Here is a 22,503-nt window from a genome sequence, read left to right as displayed (position 1 = left end):
TGGAATCGGGGATTTCCTTGTAACAACATGTTTTTCGTGCTGCATCAAGCTTTCGCCCGGGCTTGTGCAGACGGGGTGGACGCCGCCACTAAAATGTGGCTGCAGGCACGACGGACGTGCCTTGTTTTTTTGCAGATCCAACGCTGAGGACACCACTGTGCAAATTGCTGCTTCCATCTTCAAGGCCTACGACATTCGCGGCATCGTGCCTTCCACGCTGAACGAGGAGGTGGCGCGCAGTGTCGGGCGGGCCTTTGGCCAAGCTGCCCTGGCCGAGGGTGAGCGGGTGGTGGCCGTGGGGCGTGATGGTCGCCTGTCCGGCCCGGCGCTCAGCCAGGCATTGATGGCCGGGCTGGTCGAGGCGGGCGTCGACGTGCTGGACGTGGGCATGTGCACCACGCCCATGCTGTACTTTGCGGCCAGCACCTTGTGCACCAGCGGCATCATGGTGACCGGCAGCCACAACCCCAAGGATTACAACGGTTTCAAGATGGTGCTGGCCGGACGGGCCATTTATGGCCCCGAGATCCAGGCCCTGCGCCAGACCATTGAGGCCGAGCGCTGGTCGCTGCCCGGTGGCGGCCAGGTGCGCCAGGCCGATGTGCTGGAAGCGTACACGGCGCGCATCGTGGGCGACGTGCAGCTCAGCCGCCCGATCAAGGTGGTGGTCGATTGCGGCAATGGCGTGGCTGGCGCCACGGCGCCCGGCATCTTCCGCGCCCTGGGCTGCGAGGTGCTGGAGCTGTTCTCGGAGGTGGATGGCACCTTCCCCAACCACCACCCCGATCCCAGCAAGCCCGAGAACCTGCGCGACGTGGTGCGTGCGCTGCAGGAGACGGATGCCGAACTGGGCCTGGCCTTTGACGGCGACGGCGACCGCCTGGGCATCGTCACCAAGGACGGTCAGACCATCTACCCCGACCGCCAGATGATGTTGTTTGCCCAGGACGTGCTGTCGCGCGTGCCCGGTGCGACGATTCTGTTCGACGTGAAGTGCACGCAGCGCCTGGCACCCGCGATCCGCGCCGCCGGTGGCGTGCCGGAGATGTACAAGACTGGCCACTCGCTGGTCAAGGCGCGCATGAAGGAAGTCGACTCGCCCCTGGGTGGCGAGATGAGCGGGCACATCTTCTTCAAGGAGCGCTGGTTCGGCTTCGACGACGGCACCTATGCCGGCTGCCGCCTGCTGGAAATCCTGAGCCGCGAGGCCGACCCTAGTGCCGTGCTGAATGCGCTGCCCACCAGTTTTTCCACGCCCGAGCTGAACGTGGCCTGCGCCGAGGGCGAGCCCCATGCGCTGACCGCCGAGTTGCAGGCCCTGGCCCCCGCGGTGTTTACTGCGCCGGCGCAGATCAGCACCATCGACGGCCTGCGCGTGGACTGGCCCGATGGTTTCGGCCTGATCCGTGCCAGCAACACCACGCCCGTGCTGGTGCTGCGCTTCGAAGGCCAGACCGAGGCTGCGCTGCAGCGCATCGAGGCGCAGATGCTGGCACTGCTGGAGCGTGTCAAGCCCGGTGCCCAGGTGGGCCATGCGGCGCACTGAGCCGGGGACCCTGGCTGCATAGGACACCGCGCATGAACTGGAGCTTGGCTGCCTATTCCGCCCTGGCCTGGGTCGCGCAACCGCTGCTGCGGCGCAAGCTGCGCCGCCGTGCGCAGGCCGAACCCGGCTACGGCGAGTCCGTGGGGGAGCGCTTTGGTCGCTACGCCCCGGCCGACCTGGGCCGTGACGGCGCAGGAAACTGGGTCTGGGTGCATGCCGTCTCGCTGGGCGAGACCCGGGCGGCCGCCCTGTTGATCGCAGAGCTGCGCGCGGCCCTGCCCGGCATGCGGCTGTTGCTGACCAATGGCACGGCCACAGGCCGTGCCGAGGGGCGCAAGCTGCTGCAGCCCGGGGACGTGCAGGTCTGGCAGCCCTGGGACAGCCCGCAGGCCGTGCGGCGGTTTTTGCGCCAGTTCTGTCCCGCCGTGGGCGTGCTGATGGAAACCGAGATCTGGCCCAATCTGGTGGCCGGCTGCCACCAGGCCGGCGTGCCCCTGGTGCTGGCGAATGCGCGGCTCAACCCCAAGTCCCTGGCCGGTACGCAGCGCTGGCCGGCCTTGTTCGGCCCCACCTACGCCGCCTTGCGGGCCGTCTGGGCGCAGTCCCAGGAGGACGCCGAGCGCCTGCGCAGCCTGGGCGCACCGGTGCAGGCCGTGCTGGGCAATCTGAAGTTCGATGTCCAGCCCGACGCGCAACTGCTGGCCCGCGGCCAAGCCTGGCGCGCCGCCAGCCCGCGCCCGGTGGTGATGCTGGCCAGCGCCCGCGAGGGCGAGGAAGCCCAGTGGGTGGCCCAGTGGGATGGGCGCAAATTCCACGGTGTGGCGGGCCAATGCCAATGGCTGATCGTGCCGCGCCATCCGCAGCGCTTTGAGGCGGTGTATGCCCTGTTGCAGGGGGCCGGCCTGCGCGTGGCCCGCCGCAGCGCCTGGGGCGATGGCCTGCCGCCTGCGGATGTGGATGTCTGGCTGGGCGACAGCGTGGGCGAGATGCCGCTGTACTACGCCGCTGCCGATGTCGGGCTGCTGGGTGGCAGTTTCGAGCCCCTGGGCGGCCAGAACCTGATCGAAGCGGCCGCCTGCGCCTGTCCGATGGTACTGGGGCCGCACACCTTCAACTTTGCCCAGGCTTCGCAGCAGGCCTGCGAGGCCGGGGCCGCGTTTCGCGTGCTGGACATGGAGCAGGGCGTGCAACTGGCCACCGCCCTGGCGCGCGATGCCGATGGGCTGCGCCGTGCGCGCCAGGCGGCGCTGGAGTTCGCTCAGGCCCACCGCGGTGCCGCGCGGGCCACGGCCCAGGCGATTGCAGCGATCGTGCACACGGGCGATACTTTGAAAAAGTGAGCTATCAGCGCTTGCCAGTTGTGCGCTGGAAGCCATTTTTATTGATATTTTTGCGACCGCATCGGTTCGGCGCTGCACGATGTACAACACCCACGATCCCCAAGTCCTTCCTATCCGCGACGGCGTCAAGCCCAGTTGCGTGGTCTTGCCCAGCACCGGGCAGGGCCGCACCCTGGACTATCTGGTGCAGCGCCTGCCCGCCGTCGCCGGGGACGACTGGCTGGCCCGCATGGCGCGCGGCGAGGTGGTGGATGAGCTGGGCCGCCCGGTGCAGCCGGACACCCCGCTGCTGCATGGTTTGCGCGTGTACTACTACCGCGAGGTAGACACCGAGCCCCACATCCCCTTCGAGGCCGAGGTGCTGTACCAGGACGCGCACATCGTCGTGGCCGACAAGCCGCACTTTCTGCCCGTGGTGCCCGGCGGGCGCTACCTGCAGAACACCTTGCTGGTGCGGCTGAAAAAGCAGCTCGGCCTGCACGACCTGTCGCCCGTGCACCGCATCGACCGCGACACGGCGGGGCTGGTGCTGTTCGCCATCCGGCGTGAGGACCGGGGGGCCTACCAGGCCCTGTTCCGCGAGCGCACGGTGCACAAGACCTACGAGGCGATTGCGCCCTGGAACCCACAGCTGCAGTTTCCCCGCGAGCACGCCAGCCGCATGGTCGAAAGCCAGAACTTCATCCGCATGCACGAGGTGGCGGGCGTGCCCAACAGCCTGACGCGCATGGAGCTGCTGGAGCACAACCTGCAATGGGCACGCTATCGGCTCAGCCCCGTCAGCGGCAAGCGCCACCAGCTGCGCGTGCACATGGCCGCCCTGGGCCTGGGGCTGAAGGGCGATGGCCTGTACCCGGTGGTGGACGATGCGCCGGAAGGCGACTTCTCGCGCCCGCTGCTGCTGCTGGCCCAGACCCTGGCGTTCCAGGACCCGGTCACCGGCGCGGCGCGGCAGTTCCGCACGCGCCGCAGCCTGGGGCCGTTGCCAGACCCGGCGCCGGCTGCCTGAACCTGCCGGCGTTGCGCGCGGGGCGCAATTGCAGGCCTGCGCCCGTGGTACAGGCCTGCAAACCTATAATCCCCGGTTGTCCCGTGCCGCGAGCTTTGCGCACAACGAAACCACATATCCATGAGCACTCCCACTTTCTCCGTTGCAGACATCCGCAAGACGTTCCTGGACTTCTTTGCCTCCAAGGGCCACACCATTGTGGAATCCAGCCCGCTGGTGCCCGGCAATGACCCCACCTTGATGTTCACCAACTCGGGCATGGTCCAGTTCAAGGACGTGTTCCTGGGTACCGACAAGCGCCCCTACACGCGTGCGACCAGCGTGCAGACCTGCCTGCGCGCCGGCGGCAAGCACAACGACCTGGAGAACGTGGGTTACACGGCCCGCCACCACACCTTCTTCGAAATGCTGGGCAACTGGTCGTTCGGCGACTACTTCAAGCGCGAATCGCTGAAGTGGGCCTGGGAGCTGCTGACCGAGGTCTACAAGCTGCCGGCCGAGCGCCTGCTGGCTACCGTCTATGCGGAAGACGACGAGGCCTATGACATCTGGACCAAGGAAATCGGTCTGCCTCCCGAGCGCGTGATCCGCATCGGCGACAACAAGGGCGGCCGCTACAAGTCCGACAACTTCTGGATGATGGCCGACACCGGCCCCTGCGGCCCCTGCTCGGAAATCTTCTACGACCACGGCCCGGAAATTCCCGGCGGCCCTCCAGGCTCGCCCGATGAAGACGGCGACCGCTACATCGAGATCTGGAACAACGTGTTCATGCAGTTCGACATGGCCGAAGACGGCTCGGTCAAGCCGCTGCCCGCACCTTGCGTGGACACCGGCATGGGCCTGGAGCGCCTGGCGGCCATCCTGCAGCACGTGCACAGCAACTACGAGATCGACCTGTTCCAGAAGCTGATCGCCGCGGCCGGCCGTGAGACCCACACCGCCGATCTGGCCACCCCCTCGCTGAAGGTGATTGCCGACCACATCCGCGCCACCGCCTTCCTGGTGGCCGATGGCGTGATCCCTTCCAACGAAGGCCGTGGCTACGTGCAGCGCCGTATCGTGCGCCGTGCCATCCGCCACGGTTACAAGCTGGGCCAGAAGACCCCGTTCTTCCACAAGCTGGTCAAGGACCTGGTCGCCGTGATGGGCGATGCCTATCCCAAGATCCGCGAACAGGAAGCCCGCATCACCGACGTGCTGCGCGTGGAAGAAGAGCGCTTCTTCGAGACCCTTGCGAACGGCATGGACATCCTGGACAGCGCGCTGGCCGGTGGTGCCCAGGTGCTGCCTGGCGATGTCGCCTTCAAGCTGCATGACACCTATGGCTTCCCGCTTGACCTGTCCAACGACGTGGCGCGCGAGCGTGGCGTGACGGTGGATGAGGCCGGTTTCCACACGGCCATGGAGCAGCAAAAGAACCAGGCCCGTGCGGCCGGCAAGTTCAAGATGGACCGTGCGCTGGAGTACACCGGTGTTTCCAACACGTTCACCGGCTACGACCGTCTGGTGGAATCTGCAAAGATCGTAGCGCTGTACGTCGATGGCACGGCCGTTTCGGCGCTGAACAATGGCCAAAGCGGCGTGGTGGTTCTGGATACCACGCCCTTCTACGCCGAATCCGGTGGCCAGGTCGGTGACCAGGGCGTGATCAGCGCCGGCTCGGCCCGCTTTGCCGTGGCCGACACCCTCAAGATCAAGGCCGACGTGTTCGGTCACCATGGCACGTTGACCACCGGCACGCTGAACGTGGGCGATAGCGTGCAGGCCGAAGTCGACACCCAACTGCGCGCGGCCACCATGCGCAACCACTCGGTCACGCACATCATGCACAAGGCCCTGCGCGAAGTGCTGGGCGAACATGTGCAGCAAAAGGGCTCGCTGGTCAACGCCGACCGCACCCGCTTTGACTTCACCCACAATGCCCCCGTGACCGCGGAAGAAATCCGCGAGATCGAGCGCCGTGTGAACGCGGAAATCCTGGCCAACACCGCCACCGACGCCCGCGTGATGGACATCGAATCGGCCAAGGCCACCGGCGCCATGATGCTGTTCGGCGAGAAGTACGGCGAATCCGTGCGTGTGCTGGACATCGGCAGCAGCCGTGAACTGTGCGGCGGCACCCACGTGCACCGCACCGGTGACATCGGCCTGTTCAAGGTCGTGGGCGAGTCCGGCGTGGCCGCTGGCGTGCGCCGTATCGAAGGCATTACCGGCGAGAACGCGCTGGCCTACCTGCAATCGCTGGAATCCACCGTGGACCAGGCCGCTGCGGCCTTCAAGGCACCAGCGACCGAGCTGACCCACCGCATCGGCGGTGCCCTGGATCAGATCAAGGCCCTGGAAAAGGAAATCGCTGCCCTCAAGGGCAAGCTGGCCTCCAGCCAGGGCGATGAGCTGCTGACCCAGGCGGCAGACGTCAAGGGCGTGAAGGTGCTGGCCGCCAAGCTCGAAGGCGCCGATGCCAAGACCCTGCGCGACACCATGGACAAGCTCAAGGACAAGCTGGGCGCGGCCGTGATCGTGCTGGCGGCTGTGGATGGCGACAAGGTGCAGCTGGCGGCGGGCGTGACCAAGGCCGAGACCGCCAAGGTCAAGGCCGGCGAGCTGGTGAACTTTGTGGCCCAGCAAGTGGGTGGCAAGGGGGGCGGTAAGCCCGACATGGCCATGGCCGGCGGCACCGATGCCGCGGCGGTGCCTGCTGCGCTGGCCTCCGTGCAAACCTGGGTGACCGAGCGCATCTAAAACGCAAACGGCCCAGCCGTTCGAAAGCCAGGGCTTCCGCTCCCTGGCTTTTTTTTGTCTGCCATCCGGGAAAGGGAAGGGTAGTGCTTTGTTTATTCCTATTGGGTTGCTTGGTCTATTGATTTTTTAAAAGCTTTTGCGCTTAATCTGTATCCATGTCTGTATGCAAGCGGCTGACTTCAGCGCTTACGGTGGTCTGTTCTTTATTGCGTCACGCCAAGTCTTTGGGCTTGTGCGTGGCTGCTGCATGGGCCGCCATCTGCATGCCGGCCACTGCGCAGTTGGTGGTGTTCATCAATCCCGGTAAAGCCACTGAAACCTTCTGGGCCTCTGCTTCCGACGCCATGCACAGGGCGGCCCAAAGTCTGGGCATGCAATTGCGCGTTATCTATGCCGAGCGCGATCGGCTGGAGCCGATTGCGATTGCCCAGCGTTTGGCGCAACTGCCGCCGTTGCAACGCCCGCAGTACGTGGTTTTTTCGAATGACTACAGCGTGGCTCCGGCGGTGTTGCGTGCCCTGGAAGGCTCCGGCATCCAGGCTTTCTTGGCCTACAGTGCCATCCAGCCGGAGCTGCGTGACCAGGTCGGGGTGCCCAGGGGGCGTTACCCATTCTGGCTTGGCAGCCTGGAGCCCCGGGCCCAGGACGCCGGTTATCTGACGGCCAAGGCCCTGATCGAGGCCGCGCGCAAGCGCCCCGTGCTCAAGGCGGCAGATGGCAAATTCCACCTGCTGGCGATTGCCGGGGATCGCTCCACCGCTTCCTCCATCGCGCGCAACCAGGGCCTGCACCGGGCTGTGCAGGAAGCGCCGGATACCGTGCTGCTGCAGGAGGTCTATGGCGAGTGGCGGCGCGACAAGGCGCGCTTGCAGGCGCAGGAGTTGTTCCGCCGTTATCCGGAAGCGCGCTTGGTCTGGAGCGGCAATGATGAAATGGCCTTGGGCGCCATGCAGGCCTGGCAGATCCAGGGCGGCAAACCCGGCAAGGACGCGCTGTTCAGTGGGATCAATACATCGGCACAAGCCTTTGAGGCCTTGCGCCAGCAGGAATTGAGCGCCCTGGCGGGCGGGCACTTTCTGGCGGGGGCCTGGGCCTTGGTGCTGCTGTTTGATTACCACCACGGGGTGGACTTCAACTCCGAAGGCCTGGAGCTGGTGTATCCGATGTTTAAACTCTTTGGTACATCCAGCAGCCTGCGATTTGAGAAAAGCTTTGGCACAGGACAGCACACCCTGGACTTCAAGCCGTTCAGCAAATACCACCATCCTGCTTTGCGACGTTACGACTTTGACCTGGACCAGCTGCTGCGCTAGCAGCGTGTGAATGTATGCACCGTGAAGCCGGGGAGTTCCGCTCGATTGCCACCTTGATGTTGCAGCGCATTATCGCGTTGACGCTGGTCTGCCTGATTGGGATGGGGGGACTGCAGTTGTGGCTGGAGCGCCAGCAGCAGGAAAAGCTGTTCTTCCAGACCATGGCCTTGATGGTGGAGACCAGCAGCCAGGCGATGGCGCATGCCATCTGGGACATTGATCGCGATGTGCTGAGCTTCCAGATCCGTCGTCTGACGGAGCTGGAGGCGGTGGGGCTGGTCCGGGTGCACATCCGGTCGACCGGCGAAATCCTGACATCCGGGCGTGCCGGGGTGGCTCAGGATGTGCCGTCCTACCAGACGGTGATTTACGCCCCCCACGCGCTGCAGCAGCCCTTGGGCACGATCGAGGTCTGGGCCGATCGCACCTATTACCGCAATCTGTTGTGGGAGTCCCAAAAGCGCGTGATTCCCGGCTATCTGATCTTCACGGTGCTGATGTGCCTGATGGTCGCCTGGGTCATGCGCCGCGACCTGGGTCTGCCGCTGCGCCAGATCGCGGACTTTGCACGCAACCTCAGGCCCGAGACGCTGAGCCAGCCGCTGGAAGTCCGGCGCCCGGAACGGGCCCGCGCCGACGAGATCGATATGGTGATGCAAGGTTTCGAGCACCTGCAACAAGCCCTGGATCGCCACATCAAGGACCTGGATGGCATGGTCAAGGAGCGCACGGCGGAGCTGAGCGCCCTGGTGGATGAAGTCAAGCGCCTGTCCCAGCTGGATGCGTTGACTGGGACCTTCAACCGCCGCGCCATGGAGCAGCGCCTGCCGCTGGAGATGGAGCGTTGCGTGCGCTATGGGCGCCCGTTTGCGGTCATTTTTGCGGACATTGACCATTTCAAGCGCATCAACGACCAGCACGGCCATGCCGTGGGGGACGCTGTGCTCAAGGCCGTGGCATCGCGCTTGCAGGCATGCCTGCGGGCCAACCTGGACTGGATGGTGCGTTTCGGTGGCGAAGAGTTCGTGATCTTCATGCCCGAAACCGATCTGTCACACGCCCAGGCCGTGGCCCAGCGGCTGGCCGAGGACATGCGCGCCACGCCTTGGGCGTGCAACGGCTTGAGCCTGTGGCTAACCTGCAGCTTCGGCGTGGCCGAATACCAGTCGGGGGATTCGATGGAGAGCCTGCTGGAGCGTGCCGACCACATGCTTTATCGGGCCAAGGACCTGGGGCGGGACCGCGTGTGTGCGGATGCCACGGTGTGAGTCACGGCAGTGCGGTGCTTCGGCCCAGCCCATCCCTTGGCGCAGGTGCGGTTTAAGGGGCTCAGAACAGCTCGACGTCCGCGTGTGACACCTGGGAGCCGCCCAGCAGGCCTTGATCCTGCAGGCTTTCAAAGTGGCAGACGCGGTTGCGGCCATGTTCCTTGGCGTAGTACAGGGCCTGGTCGGCCTGCCCCAGGATTTCCACGGGCGAGCACAGTTTGGCGCCGGCAAAGCCGACACTGACGGTGACCTGCCCGACCTGCGGAAAATCATGCCGCGCCACCATGGCCCGGAAGGCTTCGAGCGAGGCCTGCGCAGACTCCTTGGTCATGGGGGGCATCAGCACCACGAATTCTTCGCCACCAAAGCGGAAGATGCGGTGGCGTGGACCGAAGGCCGAGCGCAGCAGGTTGGCCACCAGGATCAGCACCTCATCACCGAACAGATGGCCAAAGCGGTCGTTGACCAGCTTGAAGTGATCGATGTCGATCACGGCCAGCCACGGCTGAATCTCGGTCTGCATGCTGACGGCGCTGGCAAAGCGCAGCAGGTGCTCGTCGAAGGTCTTGCGGTTCAGCAGATCCGTCAGCGCATCGCGTTCGCTGTAGTCCAGCAGGCTTTGGTAGTTCTGGTAGACGTTGAACACCCCGGTGATCACGTCCAGGTTGTGGGTGTTGAAGGGCTCGGACTGGGTGATCTCAATGCACACATGCACTTGCTCGTGCATCCAGACGGGCAGCCAGATGGTGTGCTGGTGCGCGTCGGAGTGCTGGGCCTGTTGCGCCTTGTGGGCAATGCAGGCCTGCAGGTGGGGCAGGGCCTGCAGCGGAAAGCGCTGGGCATCGTTGGCAAAGTCCTGCTCGGCCGCCACCAGTTGGCCGGCTTCGTACCAGGTGCGGGGGCGCACCCAGTATTGGTCACCGAGCTTGAGCAGCTCCAGCGCCCGAACATTCGTGATGTGCGGTAACTGCAAGAACGTGGAGAGTACGGACAACTCCAAGCGCAAATGATCGCGTTGGCCGGTCATTTGAACCAAGTTTTGCAGAAGGTGCATGAAGTTCGGCGCGGTGGTGACAACCAGGAAGCGCGCAGCTTAACACTTGGTGAAGACTAAGTCCCAGACTCCGTGGCCTAAACGCAGCCCCCGATTTTCAAACTTTGTTAACGGGCGGTAATCTGGCTTGGCGGCATAGCCCTGCGCGGTGGTGGCCAGCTGCGGTTCGGCGCTGAGCACTTCCAGCATCTGCACGGCATAGGGTTCCCAGTCGGTGGCGCAGTGGATGTAGCCACCGGGTTTCAGACGGGTGGCCAGCTTGGCGACCAGCGGCGACTGGATCAGGCGGCGCTTGTTGTGCTTTTTCTTGTGCCAGGGGTCGGGGAAGAAGATGTGCACGCCGTCAATACTTCCTTCGGGCAGCATGTGGTCGATCACCTCCACGGCATCGTGCTGCAGGATGCGGATGTTGGTGATGTCGTGCTCGCCAATGCGCTTGAGCAGGGCGCCCACGCCGGGCTCGTGCACTTCGCAGCACAGGAAGTTGTCGTCGGGGCGCACACGGGCAATGTGCGCGGTGGCCTCGCCCATGCCGAAACCGATCTCCAGGATCAGCTTGCCGGGGCGGCCGAATGCGGCCTGGGCGTCGAGCGGTGCGTTCGCGTAGCTCAGCAGGAACTGGGGCCCCAGGTCCTCGAACGCCTTGGCCTGGCCGGTGGTCACACGACCGGTGCGGCGCACATAGCTGCGAATGGTTTTGGGAAATGCCACATCCGCCGGGGCCTGGCCTGCGGCGTGTGCTTGGGGGGCGGCTGCGTCCGGGGCAGCCTGGGGGGTGTTTTGTTGCTCAGTCACGCTGCGCATTGTAAGTGGAGCGCCAGATTTCAACCCACTGCGCCAGCGCATCGGCCACCGTGGTTTCGGGGTTTGCCGCGGGCAGTTGCAGCACCTGGGCTGCGGCATTCAAGGCCTGCAGCGGCTGGTGCAGCTCCACCGCGGGGGCGCCATGCTGTTTGGAGAGTTTTTCGCCATCGGGCATGCGCACCAGGGGGGTGTGCAGGTACTGCGGATGCTGCAGACCCAAGGCGTGCTGCAGCAACAGCTGGCGGGGTGTGTTGTCGGCCAGGTCCTCGCCGCGCACGACGTGGGTGATGCCTTGCAGGGCATCGTCCACCACCACGGCCAGCTGGTAGGCATACAGGCCATCGGCGCGCTGCAGCACAAAGTCGCCGGCCACCTGGCCGGGGCATTGCTGCTGCGGGCCCAGGCGGCGGTCGTGCCAGTGCAGGCAACCGTCAATTATGGAAAAAGGAGCACTCAGCGCTTTCCCTGTCTGCGCTGCAGGCCAATTGGATGCATAGGCGTCAAGGGCAAAGCGCCAGCTGCGCACCGGCTTGCCGTGCAGCCCCTGGCGGCAGGTGCCGGGGTAGGGGCGTTCCACATGCCGCTGGTGGGACAGTCCCAGGTGCTGCCACGCGGCCTCGATGTCCTTGCGGGTGCAGCCGCAGGCATAGGCCAGGCCCGCCTGCTGCAACTGGGCCAGGGCCTGGGCGTAATGGCTGTGGCGCTGCGATTGCCAGGTGGGGGCTTCATCCGGCAGCAGGTGGCACTGGGCCAGCTGCTGCAAGATGGTCTGGTCCGCCCCGGGGGGGCAGCGCGGGGGGTCGATGTCCTCGATGCGCACCAGCCAGGTGCCGTGGTGGGCGCGCGCATCCAACCAGCTGGCCAGGGCAGCCACCAGGGAACCCGCATGCAGCGGCCCGGTGGGCGAGGGCGCAAAGCGCCCGCGGTACGCGGTGCGGGGCATGGGGTCAGGCCTGTACCGGGCCGGCCACGGCCGTGGGCGACAGTCGGTGGTCGTTGAGCAGGGCTTTCTGGGTCACCGGGCTTTGCAGCTGGGTCAGCCACCAGTGCAACGCCTTGCCCAGTCCGCCACTGCTGGGTTTTTTCCAGGCATAGCGCATGCGCAGCTGGCGTGTGGGGCGGGTGACTGGCTTGGTGACCAGCAGTCCGGCTTCCACATAGGGGCGGGCCATGCTTTCGGGCAGGAAGCCGCAGCCCAGGCCACGCACCTGGGCGTCGATCTTGGCCTGGACGGTGTCGACCGTGAACGTGTCCTGGCCGCCCAGCAGGCCGATGGAGGTGCGCTCGCGCTGGGCCGAGTCGGCGACGACGATCAGGCGGTGCTCCAGCAGCAGTTCGTCGGTGATGGGCTGCTCCACCTGCGCCAGGGGGTGGAACGGCGCCACGGCAAAGACAAAGGTGATGTCGCCCAGGTCCTCCAGCTGCAGCCCGGGCACGCTGGTGTTGTTGCTGCCCACACCCAGGGCCAAGTCGGCCCGGCCGGTGCTCAGCAGCTCGACCGGTCCCGTCAGCGTGCCCATGCCCAGCTTGATCCGGGTGGGGGACTTCAGGGCATAGAAGGCCTCGACCAGGTCGAACAAGGTGGCCTGGGAGATCACGCCATCGGCGACCAGGGTGAGTTCCGGCTCCCATCCGGTGGCAACGCGGCGCACGCGGTGCGCCACGGCGTCGATGTCCTGCAGCAAGCGGATGCCCTCGGTCAGCAGGGCCTGGCCCGCCTCGGTGGCCTGGGCCTGGCGGGTGCTGCGGTCGAACAGCAGCACATCCAGCGCTTCTTCCATCTGGCGCACGCGATAGGTCAGCGCACTGGGCACCAGGTGCAACTGTCGCGCCGCAGCGGCAAAACTGCCAGTGTCGGCAATGGCCTGCAACATGGCCAGGCTGTCTGGCGTTAAAACATCACGAGGGCTGGGCATGCGGTGGAACGCTCATTCAAAGAGTTTGAATGATGCCATCAAACGGTGGCGATCAACGCTGGAACTGGCGCCCTTACAGTTCTGGACATGGCAGGTCACGACCTGCAGATGCAAGGAGCACCCCATGATTCAAATCCGCAAATCCCACGAACGTGGCTACGCCGACCACGGCTGGCTCAAGTCGTTCCACAGCTTTTCGTTCGCCGGCTACTACGACCCGGCCCACATGGGCTGGGGCAACCTGCGCGTCATCAATGAAGACCGCATCGCAGCCGGCACCGGCTTTGGCGCCCACCCCCACCACGACATGGAAATCGTCAGCTATGTCATGGAGGGCGAGCTGTCGCACAAGGACAGCATGGGCAACGTGCAGACGATTGCGCCGGGCGAGGTCCAGCGCATGACGGCCGGCACCGGCGTGGTCCACAGCGAACACAACCACGCGGCCGGCCGCACCACCCATTTTCTGCAGATCTGGCTGCTGCCCAGCCGCCAGGCGCTCGAGCCTGGCTATGAGCAAAAACGCTTCAGCGATGCTGAGAAGACCAATGTCCTGCGCCTGGTGGCGTCTCCCGACGGCCAGCAAGGCTCCGTCCACCTGAATGCCGATGCCCGCATCTACGCCAGCCTGGTGCGACCGCAGCCCGGGCAGGCGGTACAGCTGGAGCACGTGTTGCCCCAGGGACGCAAGGCCTATGTGCTGGTGGTCCAGGGCCACATCGAGATTGCGGGACAAAAGCTGACAAGCGGCGATGCGCTGCTTGCAGAAAATGAGCGCAACCTGCGCATGGAGAGCCAGCAGGCTGCAGAGTTGCTGGTGTTTGATTTGGCACCCTGAGTGCCTGGTTTGTTGATGGATTCACCCAAGGGCACTGCCCATAGAAAGCAATAGATATGAACAACTCTCTTCAAGACACTCTGGCCTTGGTGGGCCGCATTCTGCTGGCATGGCTGTTTGTGCCTGCCGGTTTTGGCAAGATTGCCGGCTTTTCCGGCGCTGTCGGCTATGCGACATCCGTGGGCCTGCCCCTGCCCGAGGTTGGGGTGGCGGTGGGGCTGCTGATCGAGCTGGTGGGCGGGCTGATGCTGCTGGTCGGCTTCATGACGCGCCCTGCTGCTGTGCTGCTGGCGTTCTTCACCCTGGTGGCCAGCTTCTTCTTCCATGCCTATTGGTCGCTGCCGGCGGACCAGGCCATGATGCAGCAACTGATGTTCAACAAGAACATCGCCATCTCGGGCGGTTTGCTGGCCTTTGCCGCCTTCGGGGCAGGCCGCTGGAGCCTGGACGCCAAGCGCCAACGCGTTTGAGAGTGATCGGTGGTGGCTTGGCCGCCACCGTCATCTGCCCATAAAAAAAGAGCTGCATAACGCAGCTCTTTTTTTATGGGCATCGCGCCGCAATCACTCGGGCTGCGGCGCAGGCAGCATGGATTTGATGCGGCTGGCCAGTTGTGCCACCGCCAGCGAGGCCGCACAGCCCGGGGTGGCTTGCAGCAACAGTTGGCGGCGCATCACGGCATCGCGAACGGCCTTGTCGGCAGGGATGTCGCCCATGTGGATCAGGCGCATGGGCAGGCCCGACTCGGTGTTGACAAAGCGGTTCAGCACCTGTTGCAGCTGGCCGGTGATGGCGCGGCCATCGCCAGGGCGGATGGCCTGGTTGATCACCAGGCGCATATTCTGGCGCTTTTGCTGGGTGGCCAGCACCTTGATGGCCGCATAGGCATCGGTCAGTGAGGTGGGCTCCGGCGTGGCCACGATCAGCACTTCCTTGGCCAGCGAGACCGAGAACAGCACCACGTCGGAGATGCCGGCGCCCGTGTCCAGCAGCACCACGTCGTAGTTGGGGGCCAGGGTGTCGATCACATGGATCAACTGATTGCGCACCTCGGGTGTCAGGCGCGAGTATTCGACCATGCCCGAGCCGGCCAAGAGCACATGGAAGCCGCCGGGGGCCGTGACCACCGCGTCTTGCAGCGAGGCCTTGCCGGTGAACACATCGTGCAGCGTCACCTTGGGGTAGAGGTTCAGCACCACGTCCAAGTTGGCCAGGCCCAGGTCGGCGTCCAGTACCAGCACGCGCAGTCCCAGGCGAGTCAGCGCGGCGGCCAGGTTGGCGGAGACAAAGGTCTTGCCTACCCCGCCTTTGCCACTGGTGACGGCAATGATGTGCGCGTTCGAGGTGCGGATGGTGCGCGGTTCGCCACCAGGGGTGTTGGCCTTGGTGGGGTGGAGGGGGGACAGCACGTCGCTCATCTCAATGCTTTCAGTTGACGCCATCTGTCGAGCCCAGGGGGGCGGCGAATACATCGGACCAATCCCCTGACCAGCTGGTATCGCCAGTCAAATCGGGGACAAAAAGCAGTTTTTTTTCTTCTGCAGTCACGGTGCTGTCAGGTTGTTGTTCGATTTCAATCCGGTTGCGGCCATGGCTCTTGGCTTGGTACAACTGCTGGTCTGCACGCTCAATCCACAGCTTGCGCGTGCTGCGTATCCATTGCAGGGCATAGGCACCACCGATGCTGACGGTGACGGTCAGTTCCTGGCCTGGGGCGACGGGGATGCGCAGCGCTTCCACCGCCTTGCGCACGCGTTCAGCCACATTCTGGCCATAGGCAGGCTGGCAGGCCGGAAGGACGATGGCGAATTCTTCGCCGCCATAGCGGGCCAGCGTGTCCATGGGGCGCACGCAGCCATTCAGCGCCTGGGCCACCGCTTGCAACACCATGTCGCCGACGTTGTGACCGTGCAGGTCGTTGACACGCTTGAAATGGTCCACGTCGATCATCAGCAGCAGTGCCACGTCACCGGAACGTGCCACGCGGTCCAGTTCACGGTCCAGGATGGTGTCGAACTGACGGCGGTTGGCGCAGCCGGTCAGCGGGTCGCGCAAAGAGAGTTCGCACAGCTCATCGATGATGGCTTGCAAGTGGGCGGAGGGATCGTGGTCCGCTGGGGGCAGGCCTGCACTTTCTTCTTTACCCAGCAGTGCAAGCGCTCCGTCCAGACGGAGCTGATGCAGTGTGATGGGGAGAGTTGTGGCAGTACCAGTCACAAAAAACGATCCAGCGTGGTTAATTCGTTCAAGTGTAGCAGTCCGTGCAGGCTGGCTGCGGGCTTCCTGCCATTTACCTCAATAAGCGTTGCGCAAAAAAGCCAGTGCTTGTGTATTGGTACGGTGCAGGTGCAGGCCGGTGCCGGGCGACAGGCATCCTGCTTTGTCCAGTATCGCTTGCACCGGCAATTTCAATCCGCCGATATGCAGGTCAATCCCGCGCTTTTGCAGGCTTTGGCGCAAGCGCAGAAAGCTCTCCACGCCGGTGACATCGATCCGGTTGATGGGCTGGGCGTCCAGGTACAGGGCCTGCAGGTCCGGATGCTCCTGCAGTGCCTGGGCCAGATGGCGTTCCAGCGCGGCGGAGGAGGCGAAGTCCCATTCGGCATCCAGGCGCACGGCCAGCACGTGGGGGGTGATGGGGGGCAGGTTCCAGATGGCCCGTGAGCGCAGGCTGCCGTCCGCGTGCTCGCCGATTTCCACAATCCGCGGATGCAGGCGGTGGTACAGGAAGTGGCACAGGCTCAGCAGCACGCCCGTGAGCACGCCCCAGTACAGGCGTGGTGCGGTGGCCAGGGTCAGCACGAAGGTCGTCAGGGCAATGCTGCCTTCCACCGCCGAGATGCGAAACAGCGCCTGCAGGCTGCGCGGCTGGATCAGATTGATGACGGCCGAGACCACCACCGCCGCCAGGGCTGCCTGGGGGATGTGGTACAGCCAGGGCGTGAGCCACAGCACCGTCACCAGCACCATGCCGATCGCGAACACGCTGGTCCAGCCGGTCTTGGCGCCCACGTGCAGCGTGACGGCCGAGCGGGAAAACGAGGCACTGATGGCAAAGCTGCCGCTCAGGCCGGACACCACTTTGGACATGCCCTGGGCGATCAGGTCCTGGTTTTCATTCCAGCGCGTGCCGGCCTGGCGGTGCTCCAGCTGGGCGCTGGATGCCACTTCCAGAAAGCTCACCAGGCTGACCATGATCACGGGCAGCAGCAGGCGCGAGACTTCGTCCCAGCCGATGGCGGCTGGCCAGCTCAGCCCGGGCAGGCCTGCCGGCAGGTGGCCGACGATGTTGCCGTCGCGTTCGGCATAGCCCAGGGCGGCGCTCAGCATGCCGCACAAGGCCACCACCAGCACGGCCGAGGGCCAGCGCGGGGCCAGTTTCTTGAGCAGCAGCAGCAGGCCCAGCCCGCCCAGGCCGAAGCCGGCGGCCCAGCCGTCGAAGTGGTGCAAATCGGGGTTGTGGAACCAGGCGCTCCAGGTGCTGCGCAGCCCCAGCAGGTCGGGCAACTGCGACAGCAGGATCAGGATGCCCGCCGCCTGGGTGAAGCCGTTCAGCACTGGCGAGGTGACCAGGTTGACCAGCCAGCCGCTGCGCAGCGCGCCCAGCAGCCACTGCACGGCGCCGGCCATGATGGCCATCCAGCAGGCCAGGGTGACCCAGTGGGCGCTGCCGGGTTCGGCCATGCCGGCCAGCGACGCACCGATCAGCAGGCTGGTCAGGGCCGTGGGGCCGACGCCCAGGCGCGGGGAATTGCTCCACAGCACGGCCACCAGCGAAGGCAGCAAGGCCGCATAGATGCCGGTGACCAGCGGCATGCCCGCGAGTGCGGCATAGGCCACGCCCTGGGGCAGCAGCATCAGGCCGACCGTGACCCCTGCCAGCATTTCGCCGCGGGCCAGCGCCCAGGTGGGGCGGGGCCAGGCCAGGAAGGGGAACCACTGTTTCAATTGCATAAGCCGCTATTGTGGAGGGATTGCAGGGCGTCTTGGATGTTCGTGCTTGTCCTACGGACGCTTCGGCCCTCTCCGACCGGGCGGGATTCGGGTTGCCCCTAGGATTCACCCCACGTCGTCACGGTGTTGAGGCCGTGGCTTTGCCTATATGAAGATTGATGAGGAGCTTTCACACATGTCGATATCTCACAAGCGCGTTGTTCAAGTTCTGGCTGTCTCGGCCCTGGCCCTGGGCCTGGCCGCATGCGGCCCCAAGGAAGAAACCGCCGGCCAGAAGCTGGACAACACCATTGAGCGTACCGAGCAAGCTGCTGAAAAGGCCAAGATGGAGGCAGACCGCGCCGCCGAGGCAGCCGGTCAGAAAATGGAAAACGCCGTAGAGGCCACCAAGGAGGCCGCGCAGCAGGCCGCCGATGCCACCAAAGATGTGGCCAGCGATGCCCTGGCCGTGGCCAGCGAGGCCAGCATCACCGCCAAGGTCAAGGCCGCACTGGTGGGCGATGCCGACCTGAGCGCGCTGAAGATCAATGTGGACACCAAGGGCAGCGTGGTCACCCTGCACGGCGAAGCCCCCAACCAGGCAGGCAAGGACCGTGCCGAGCAACTGGCCAAGGCCGTGGAGGGCGTGTCCTCCGTCAACAACCTGCTGACCGTGAAGTAATTCGGCGCACGGTTTCCAAGAAGGCCGCCTTCGGGCGGCTTTTTCTTGGCCGGCGTGCGCGGTGGGCGGCTTAACATGTGGGCATGAAGCAAGCACGCCACATCACGACCGAGCTGGTACACCACGTGTACCAGGCCCCCGCCGCTTTCTCCGCGCCGCAGCCGGCGGTGCACAAGGCTTCCACCGTCCTGTTCGACAACGTGCAGGACATGCGCACGCGCCGCTGGTTGGACAAGAGCGGCTACACCTATGGCCTGCATGGCACGCCCACGACCTACCAGCTGGAAGAGCGCCTGTGCAGCCTGGAAGGCGGCCAGCAGTGCCTGCTGGTGCCCAGCGGGCTGAGCGCCATCAGCACCGTGGCCCTGGGCCTGCTGTCGGCGGGCGATGAGGTGCTGATTCCCGACAACGCCTACGGCCCGAACAAGGATTTCGCCGACCACGAGCTGACCCGCTGGGGCATCCGCCCGGTGCTCTACAACCCCATGGATGTGGCCGACCTGCAGGCCAAGATCACGCCAGCGACCACGCTGGTGTGGCTGGAAGCCCCGGGCAGCGTGAGCATGGAGTTCCCCGATCTGATCGCCCAGGTCCAGGTCTGCCGCGCGCGCGGCGTGACCACGGTGCTGGACAACACCTGGGGCGCGGGACTGGCGTTCCAGCCGTTCGACCTGCTGGCCGATGGCGGCAGCCTGGGGGTGGATGTGTCCGCGCACGCGCTGACCAAGTACCCCAGTGGTGGTGGCGACGTGCTGATGGGCAGCATCATCACGGCGGACGCAGCCCTGCACATGCGCATCAAGCTGACGCACATGCGCCTGGGCATTGGCATCGGCGCCAACGATGCGGAGCTGGTGCTGCGCTCGCTGTCCAGCGTGGCCCTGCGCTATCGCGCGCACGACCTGTCGGCCCGCACCCTGGCGGCGGCACTGCAGCGCCAGAGCGCCGTGGTGCAGCTGCTGCACCCGGCCTTTGCCGGCGCGCCCGGCCATGCCCACTGGCAGCAGCTGTGCGGCGCCGCCAACCAGGGCCAGGGCGCGGCCGCGGGCCTGTTCAGCGTGGTGATCGACCCGCGCTACGACCGTGCCGCCATCGACAAGTTCTGCGACAGCCTGCAGCTGTTCCGCCTGGGCTACAGCTGGGGCGGGCCCATGAGCCTGGTCGTGCCCTATGACATCGACAGCATGCGCAGCGGTGGGCGCGGCAGCCTGCAGGCCGGCTCCGTGGTGCGCTTTTGCGTCGGGCTGGAAGATACGCAGGACCTGCTGCAAGACCTGGCCCAGGCGTGGCAGCTGGCCTTTGGCACGCCCTGGCAGGACTGAGGCCGTCTGAAAAAAAGGAGCTGCTGGCGCTCATCCATATTGGCTTTCAGAGCGAAATATCTATGAAGTCTTTTATTGATAAGCGCTAGCCGCTCTCTTTTTTTATTGGGTGTTTTCCGCAGATTGACGCTTGCGGGTGGCTATGTTTTCCTGTTCCCCACAGGAGGACAGCCATGGCAACACCGGATTCCCCCGTGCATGTGGTCGCCGCCAGCGAGGGCGCGCCCATCGTCATCCGCAGCGTCGGGTGGCAAGAACCCTTGCGCTGGCTGGCCGCCGGCTGGCGTGACATCCGCCGCGCCTGGGGCGTGGCCCTGTTCTACGGCAGCTGTTTCTGGCTGATGGCGCTGGCACTGGCCTGGGTGTTTCGGGCCAGCCCGGAATACACCATGTCGCTGGCCAGCGGCTGCCTGCTGCTGGGGCCATTTCTGGCCATGGGGCTGTACGACACCAGCCGCCGCCTGGAGCTGGGGCTGGCCCCGGACCTGGGTCAGTCCATCACCTGCTGGGACAAACAACTGGCCAGCATGGGCATGCTGGTACTGGTGCTCATCGTGCTGGAGCTGCTGTGGGGCCGCGCTTCGCTGGTGGTGTTTGCCGTGTTCTTCAACACCGGCATGCCGTCCACCACCGGCGTGGTGCAGGCCTTGTTCAGTGTCGACAACTGGGAATTCATCGCTGTCTACAGCGCCGTTGGCGGTGTGTTTGCGGCCCTGGTGTTCGGCAGCACCGTCGTTTCGTTGCCGATGATGCTGGACCGCGGCACCGATGCCATGACCGCCGCCATCACCAGCTTGCGCGTGGTGACCACGCAGACCGGGGTGCTCGTGTTGTGGGGGCTGCTGATCGTGCTGCTGGTGGCGGTCGCCTTGCTGGTGCCCTGGCAGTGGCCGTTGGTGGTGGTGGGGCCATGGCTGGGCTGCGCCAGCTGGCACGCTTACCGGGCCTGCGTGGGGTCACAGCCGGTCACAGCAGAGGGCGCAGCACCGGCCACACGTTCTCCAGCATGAGCGGCTGGGCCTGGGCGTTGGGGTGGATGCGGTCGGCCTGGAACAGGGCCAGCGGGTCCTTGCCATCGGCCACGCCCTGCAGGAAGAAGGGCAGCAGCGCGGCCTTGCGCTCCTGCGCCACGCTGGCAAACAGCTGTTCAAAATCCTGGGCGTATTGCCGGCCGTAGTTGGGCGGCATCTGCATGCCCAGCAGCAGCACCTTGGCGCCGGCCTCCTGCGCCGCCTGGGTCATCCAGCGCAGGTTGTCGCGCGTGCCGGACAGCGGCAGGCCGCGCAGCGCATCGTTGCCCCCCAGCTCGATGATGACCACGCTGGGCTGGTGCTGGCTCAGCAGGCCCGGCAGCCGCGCGCGCCCGCCCGAGGTGGTGTCGCCGCTGACGCTGGCATTGGTGACCTGCACCGGCTGCTGGTGCTGCGCCAGGCGCTGCGCCAGCAGGGCCACCCAGCCCGTGCCGCGCGCCAGGCCGTATTCGGCGCTCAGCGAATCCCCGACCACCAGCACATGCTTGGCAGGGCGCGCCTGCGCCTGCACGCCACTGGCCAGGGTGGACAGGCCCAGGGCCAGCGAGGACGCGATAAAGTGGCGGCGGTGTTTCTTTGTTTGTGCGTCTTGCATGCTAGCGATAAGGCCTTTCATGTCTGCTGAATTGATGTCTGCCCCGGTGATCGAAGTCGAGCACCTGCATAAAACCGTGAGCGACTCCACCGGTGCGCTGGAGATTTTGCGGGATATCCATTTCAGCCTGCAGCCCCGACAGACCGCAGCCATCGTGGGGGCATCGGGCTCGGGCAAGAGCACCTTGCTGTCGATGCTGGCCGGGCTGGACACCCCCACGCAGGGCACGGTGCGCCTGCAGGGGCAAGACATTTTTGCACTGGACGAGGATGCGCGCGCGGCATTGCGTGGGCAGAAGATGGGTTTTGTGTTCCAGAGCTTCCAGCTGCTGCCGAACCTGACGGCACTGGAAAACGTGATGCTGCCGCTGGAGCTGGCCGGCGCGCGCAGCGCGCGCCAGCAGGCCAGCGAGATGTTGCAGCGCGTGGGGCTGGGCCAGCGCCTGGGCCACTACCCCAAGCTGCTCTCCGGCGGAGAGCAGCAGCGCGTGGCCCTGGCACGTGCCTTTGTGGTGCAGCCGGCCGTGCTGCTGGCGGATGAGCCCACGGGCAGCCTGGACTTCGCCACCGGGGCGGCGGTGATGGCGCTGATGTTGTCGCTGAACCGCGAACTGGGCACGACCCTGGTGCTGGTCACCCACGACCGCGAGATTGCCGCGCAGTGCGAGCGCACCCTGACCATCGAGGCCGGTCGCCTGGTGTGAGTGCCAGGACATTGCCAAATGCACGACAATCGCCGCATTCGTGAATTGGGACCCTGTGCCCGCAGACCTGGAAATTTTTTATGACTGACGCTATCGCCCGCCCAGAATTGCCCGATCACCTGTCGATCGACCCCAGCAGCAAGTTCTTCGTGGCGGCCGTGTTCGAGCACGACATCGGCATCCGCTTCAACGGCAAGGACCGCAACGATGTGGAGGAATACTGTGTGAGCGAAGGCTGGGTGAAGGTGCCGGCTGGCAAGACCCTGGACCGCAAGGGCCGTCCGCTGCTGATCAAGCTCAAGGGCACGGTGGAAGCCTACTACCGCTGAGCCCGGACTGGCCCAGCCCCCTGCAGCAGCCTTCGGGCTGTTTTTTTTTGTGCGCTCAGCATGGGATGCGCATGA

At 65.4% G+C, this 22,503-nt stretch carries 21 protein-coding genes; 13 read left to right on the top strand and 8 right to left on the bottom strand.

The window, feature by feature from the left end; all coding sequences use genetic code 11:
• Positions 1-157: 157 nt before the first annotated feature.
• The 6 genes from KAQ61_RS07835 (at position 158) to KAQ61_RS07810 (ending at position 9,221) form a co-directional block, all read left to right on the top strand.
• Entirely contained in the window at positions 158-1,546 is a 1,389-nt protein-coding gene (locus KAQ61_RS07835) for a phosphomannomutase/phosphoglucomutase (protein WP_210931216.1), read from the top strand.
• Between the two features lie 32 nt (positions 1,547-1,578).
• Positions 1,579-2,886, top strand: coding sequence for a 3-deoxy-D-manno-octulosonic acid transferase (locus KAQ61_RS07830; protein WP_210931214.1), 1,308 nt, complete (start codon positions 1,579-1,581; stop codon positions 2,884-2,886).
• A gap of 79 nt (positions 2,887-2,965) precedes the next feature.
• Complete coding sequence (locus tag KAQ61_RS07825) at positions 2,966-3,895, top strand: pseudouridine synthase (RefSeq protein ID WP_210931212.1); 930 nt, start codon at positions 2,966-2,968, stop codon at positions 3,893-3,895.
• 120 nt (positions 3,896-4,015) lie between these two features.
• Positions 4,016-6,640: an alanine--tRNA ligase gene (gene alaS / locus KAQ61_RS07820; RefSeq protein ID WP_210931210.1), complete on the top strand. Its 2,625-nt coding sequence runs from the start codon at positions 4,016-4,018 to the stop codon at positions 6,638-6,640.
• 155 nt (positions 6,641-6,795) lie between these two features.
• On the top strand, positions 6,796-7,953 hold the full coding sequence (locus KAQ61_RS07815) for an ABC transporter substrate-binding protein (protein ID WP_244983021.1): 1,158 nt from the start codon (positions 6,796-6,798) through the stop codon (positions 7,951-7,953).
• 14 nt (positions 7,954-7,967) lie between these two features.
• Positions 7,968-9,221, top strand: coding sequence for a GGDEF domain-containing protein (locus KAQ61_RS07810; protein WP_210931208.1), 1,254 nt, complete (start codon positions 7,968-7,970; stop codon positions 9,219-9,221).
• Positions 9,222-9,282: 61 nt separating this feature from the next.
• Here KAQ61_RS07810 and KAQ61_RS07805 read toward each other — a convergent pair whose 3' ends face one another.
• The 4 genes from KAQ61_RS07805 to KAQ61_RS07790 are packed head-to-tail and all read right to left on the bottom strand — an operon-like array spanning position 9,283 to position 12,995.
• Positions 9,283-10,275 (bottom strand): GGDEF domain-containing protein, encoded by a 993-nt coding sequence (locus tag KAQ61_RS07805; RefSeq protein ID WP_210931206.1) that lies wholly within the window; start codon positions 10,273-10,275, stop codon positions 9,283-9,285.
• A gap of 39 nt (positions 10,276-10,314) precedes the next feature.
• On the bottom strand, positions 10,315-11,079 hold the full coding sequence (gene trmB, locus KAQ61_RS07800; RefSeq protein ID WP_210931204.1) for a tRNA (guanosine(46)-N7)-methyltransferase TrmB: 765 nt from the start codon (positions 11,077-11,079) through the stop codon (positions 10,315-10,317).
• A complete protein-coding gene (gene gluQRS / locus KAQ61_RS07795) occupies positions 11,063-12,022 on the bottom strand; it encodes a tRNA glutamyl-Q(34) synthetase GluQRS (RefSeq protein WP_210931202.1) in 960 nt (319 codons plus the stop codon). The genes trmB and gluQRS overlap by 17 nt, the downstream gene beginning before the upstream one ends.
• A gap of 4 nt (positions 12,023-12,026) precedes the next feature.
• On the bottom strand, positions 12,027-12,995 hold the full coding sequence (locus tag KAQ61_RS07790; protein ID WP_210931200.1) for a LysR family transcriptional regulator: 969 nt from the start codon (positions 12,993-12,995) through the stop codon (positions 12,027-12,029).
• A 124-nt stretch (positions 12,996-13,119) separates the two neighbouring features.
• On the opposite strand from KAQ61_RS07790, the gene KAQ61_RS07785 reads away from it, so the two are divergent.
• Positions 13,120-13,833: a pirin family protein gene (locus KAQ61_RS07785; RefSeq protein ID WP_210931198.1), complete on the top strand. Its 714-nt coding sequence runs from the start codon at positions 13,120-13,122 to the stop codon at positions 13,831-13,833.
• 56 nt (positions 13,834-13,889) lie between these two features.
• Positions 13,890-14,303, top strand: coding sequence for a DoxX family protein (locus tag KAQ61_RS07780; protein ID WP_043383503.1), 414 nt, complete (start codon positions 13,890-13,892; stop codon positions 14,301-14,303).
• A gap of 93 nt (positions 14,304-14,396) precedes the next feature.
• Here KAQ61_RS07780 and KAQ61_RS07775 read toward each other — a convergent pair whose 3' ends face one another.
• The 3 genes from KAQ61_RS07775 to KAQ61_RS07765 form a co-directional block, all read right to left on the bottom strand.
• Positions 14,397-15,251, bottom strand: a complete 855-nt coding sequence (locus KAQ61_RS07775) for a MinD/ParA family protein (RefSeq protein ID WP_043383500.1) — start codon at positions 15,249-15,251, stop codon at positions 14,397-14,399.
• Between the two features lie 10 nt (positions 15,252-15,261).
• Positions 15,262-16,050: a GGDEF domain-containing protein gene (locus KAQ61_RS07770; RefSeq protein WP_210931196.1), complete on the bottom strand. Its 789-nt coding sequence runs from the start codon at positions 16,048-16,050 to the stop codon at positions 15,262-15,264.
• 78 nt (positions 16,051-16,128) lie between these two features.
• The gene (locus tag KAQ61_RS07765; RefSeq protein ID WP_210931194.1) at positions 16,129-17,787 is read right to left on the bottom strand and encodes a SulP family inorganic anion transporter; all 1,659 of its coding nucleotides are present in this window, start codon (positions 17,785-17,787) and stop codon (positions 16,129-16,131) included.
• 175 nt (positions 17,788-17,962) lie between these two features.
• On the opposite strand from KAQ61_RS07765, the gene KAQ61_RS07760 reads away from it, so the two are divergent.
• The 3 genes from KAQ61_RS07760 (at position 17,963) to KAQ61_RS07750 (ending at position 20,780) form a co-directional block, all read left to right on the top strand.
• Positions 17,963-18,448 (top strand): BON domain-containing protein, encoded by a 486-nt coding sequence (locus KAQ61_RS07760; protein ID WP_042416464.1) that lies wholly within the window; start codon positions 17,963-17,965, stop codon positions 18,446-18,448.
• 83 nt (positions 18,449-18,531) lie between these two features.
• Positions 18,532-19,770, top strand: coding sequence for a PLP-dependent transferase (locus KAQ61_RS07755; protein WP_210931192.1), 1,239 nt, complete (start codon positions 18,532-18,534; stop codon positions 19,768-19,770).
• Between the two features lie 173 nt (positions 19,771-19,943).
• Complete coding sequence (locus KAQ61_RS07750) at positions 19,944-20,780, top strand: DUF2189 domain-containing protein (RefSeq protein WP_210931190.1); 837 nt, start codon at positions 19,944-19,946, stop codon at positions 20,778-20,780.
• Here KAQ61_RS07750 and KAQ61_RS07745 read toward each other — a convergent pair.
• Positions 20,737-21,396 (bottom strand): arylesterase, encoded by a 660-nt coding sequence (locus tag KAQ61_RS07745; RefSeq protein ID WP_042416457.1) that lies wholly within the window; start codon positions 21,394-21,396, stop codon positions 20,737-20,739. The genes KAQ61_RS07750 and KAQ61_RS07745 overlap by 44 nt on opposite strands.
• A 19-nt stretch (positions 21,397-21,415) precedes the next feature.
• On the opposite strand from KAQ61_RS07745, the gene KAQ61_RS07740 reads away from it, so the two are divergent.
• Positions 21,416-22,099 carry an ABC transporter ATP-binding protein gene (locus KAQ61_RS07740; RefSeq protein WP_338026771.1) on the top strand — a complete coding sequence of 228 codons (684 nt, stop codon included), beginning with the start codon at positions 21,416-21,418 and terminating at the stop codon, positions 22,097-22,099.
• An 80-nt stretch (positions 22,100-22,179) separates the two neighbouring features.
• Entirely contained in the window at positions 22,180-22,428 is a 249-nt protein-coding gene (locus KAQ61_RS07735; RefSeq protein WP_042416452.1) for a DUF3297 family protein, read from the top strand.
• Positions 22,429-22,503 lie beyond the last annotated feature (75 nt).

It is taken from the genome of Comamonas aquatica, from assembly GCF_018064205.1.
Lineage (GTDB): Bacteria > Pseudomonadota > Gammaproteobacteria > Burkholderiales > Burkholderiaceae_C > Comamonas > Comamonas aquatica.
Note: the sequence above shows the minus strand (reverse complement) of the source record. Positions and strands in the feature narration are given on the sequence as shown.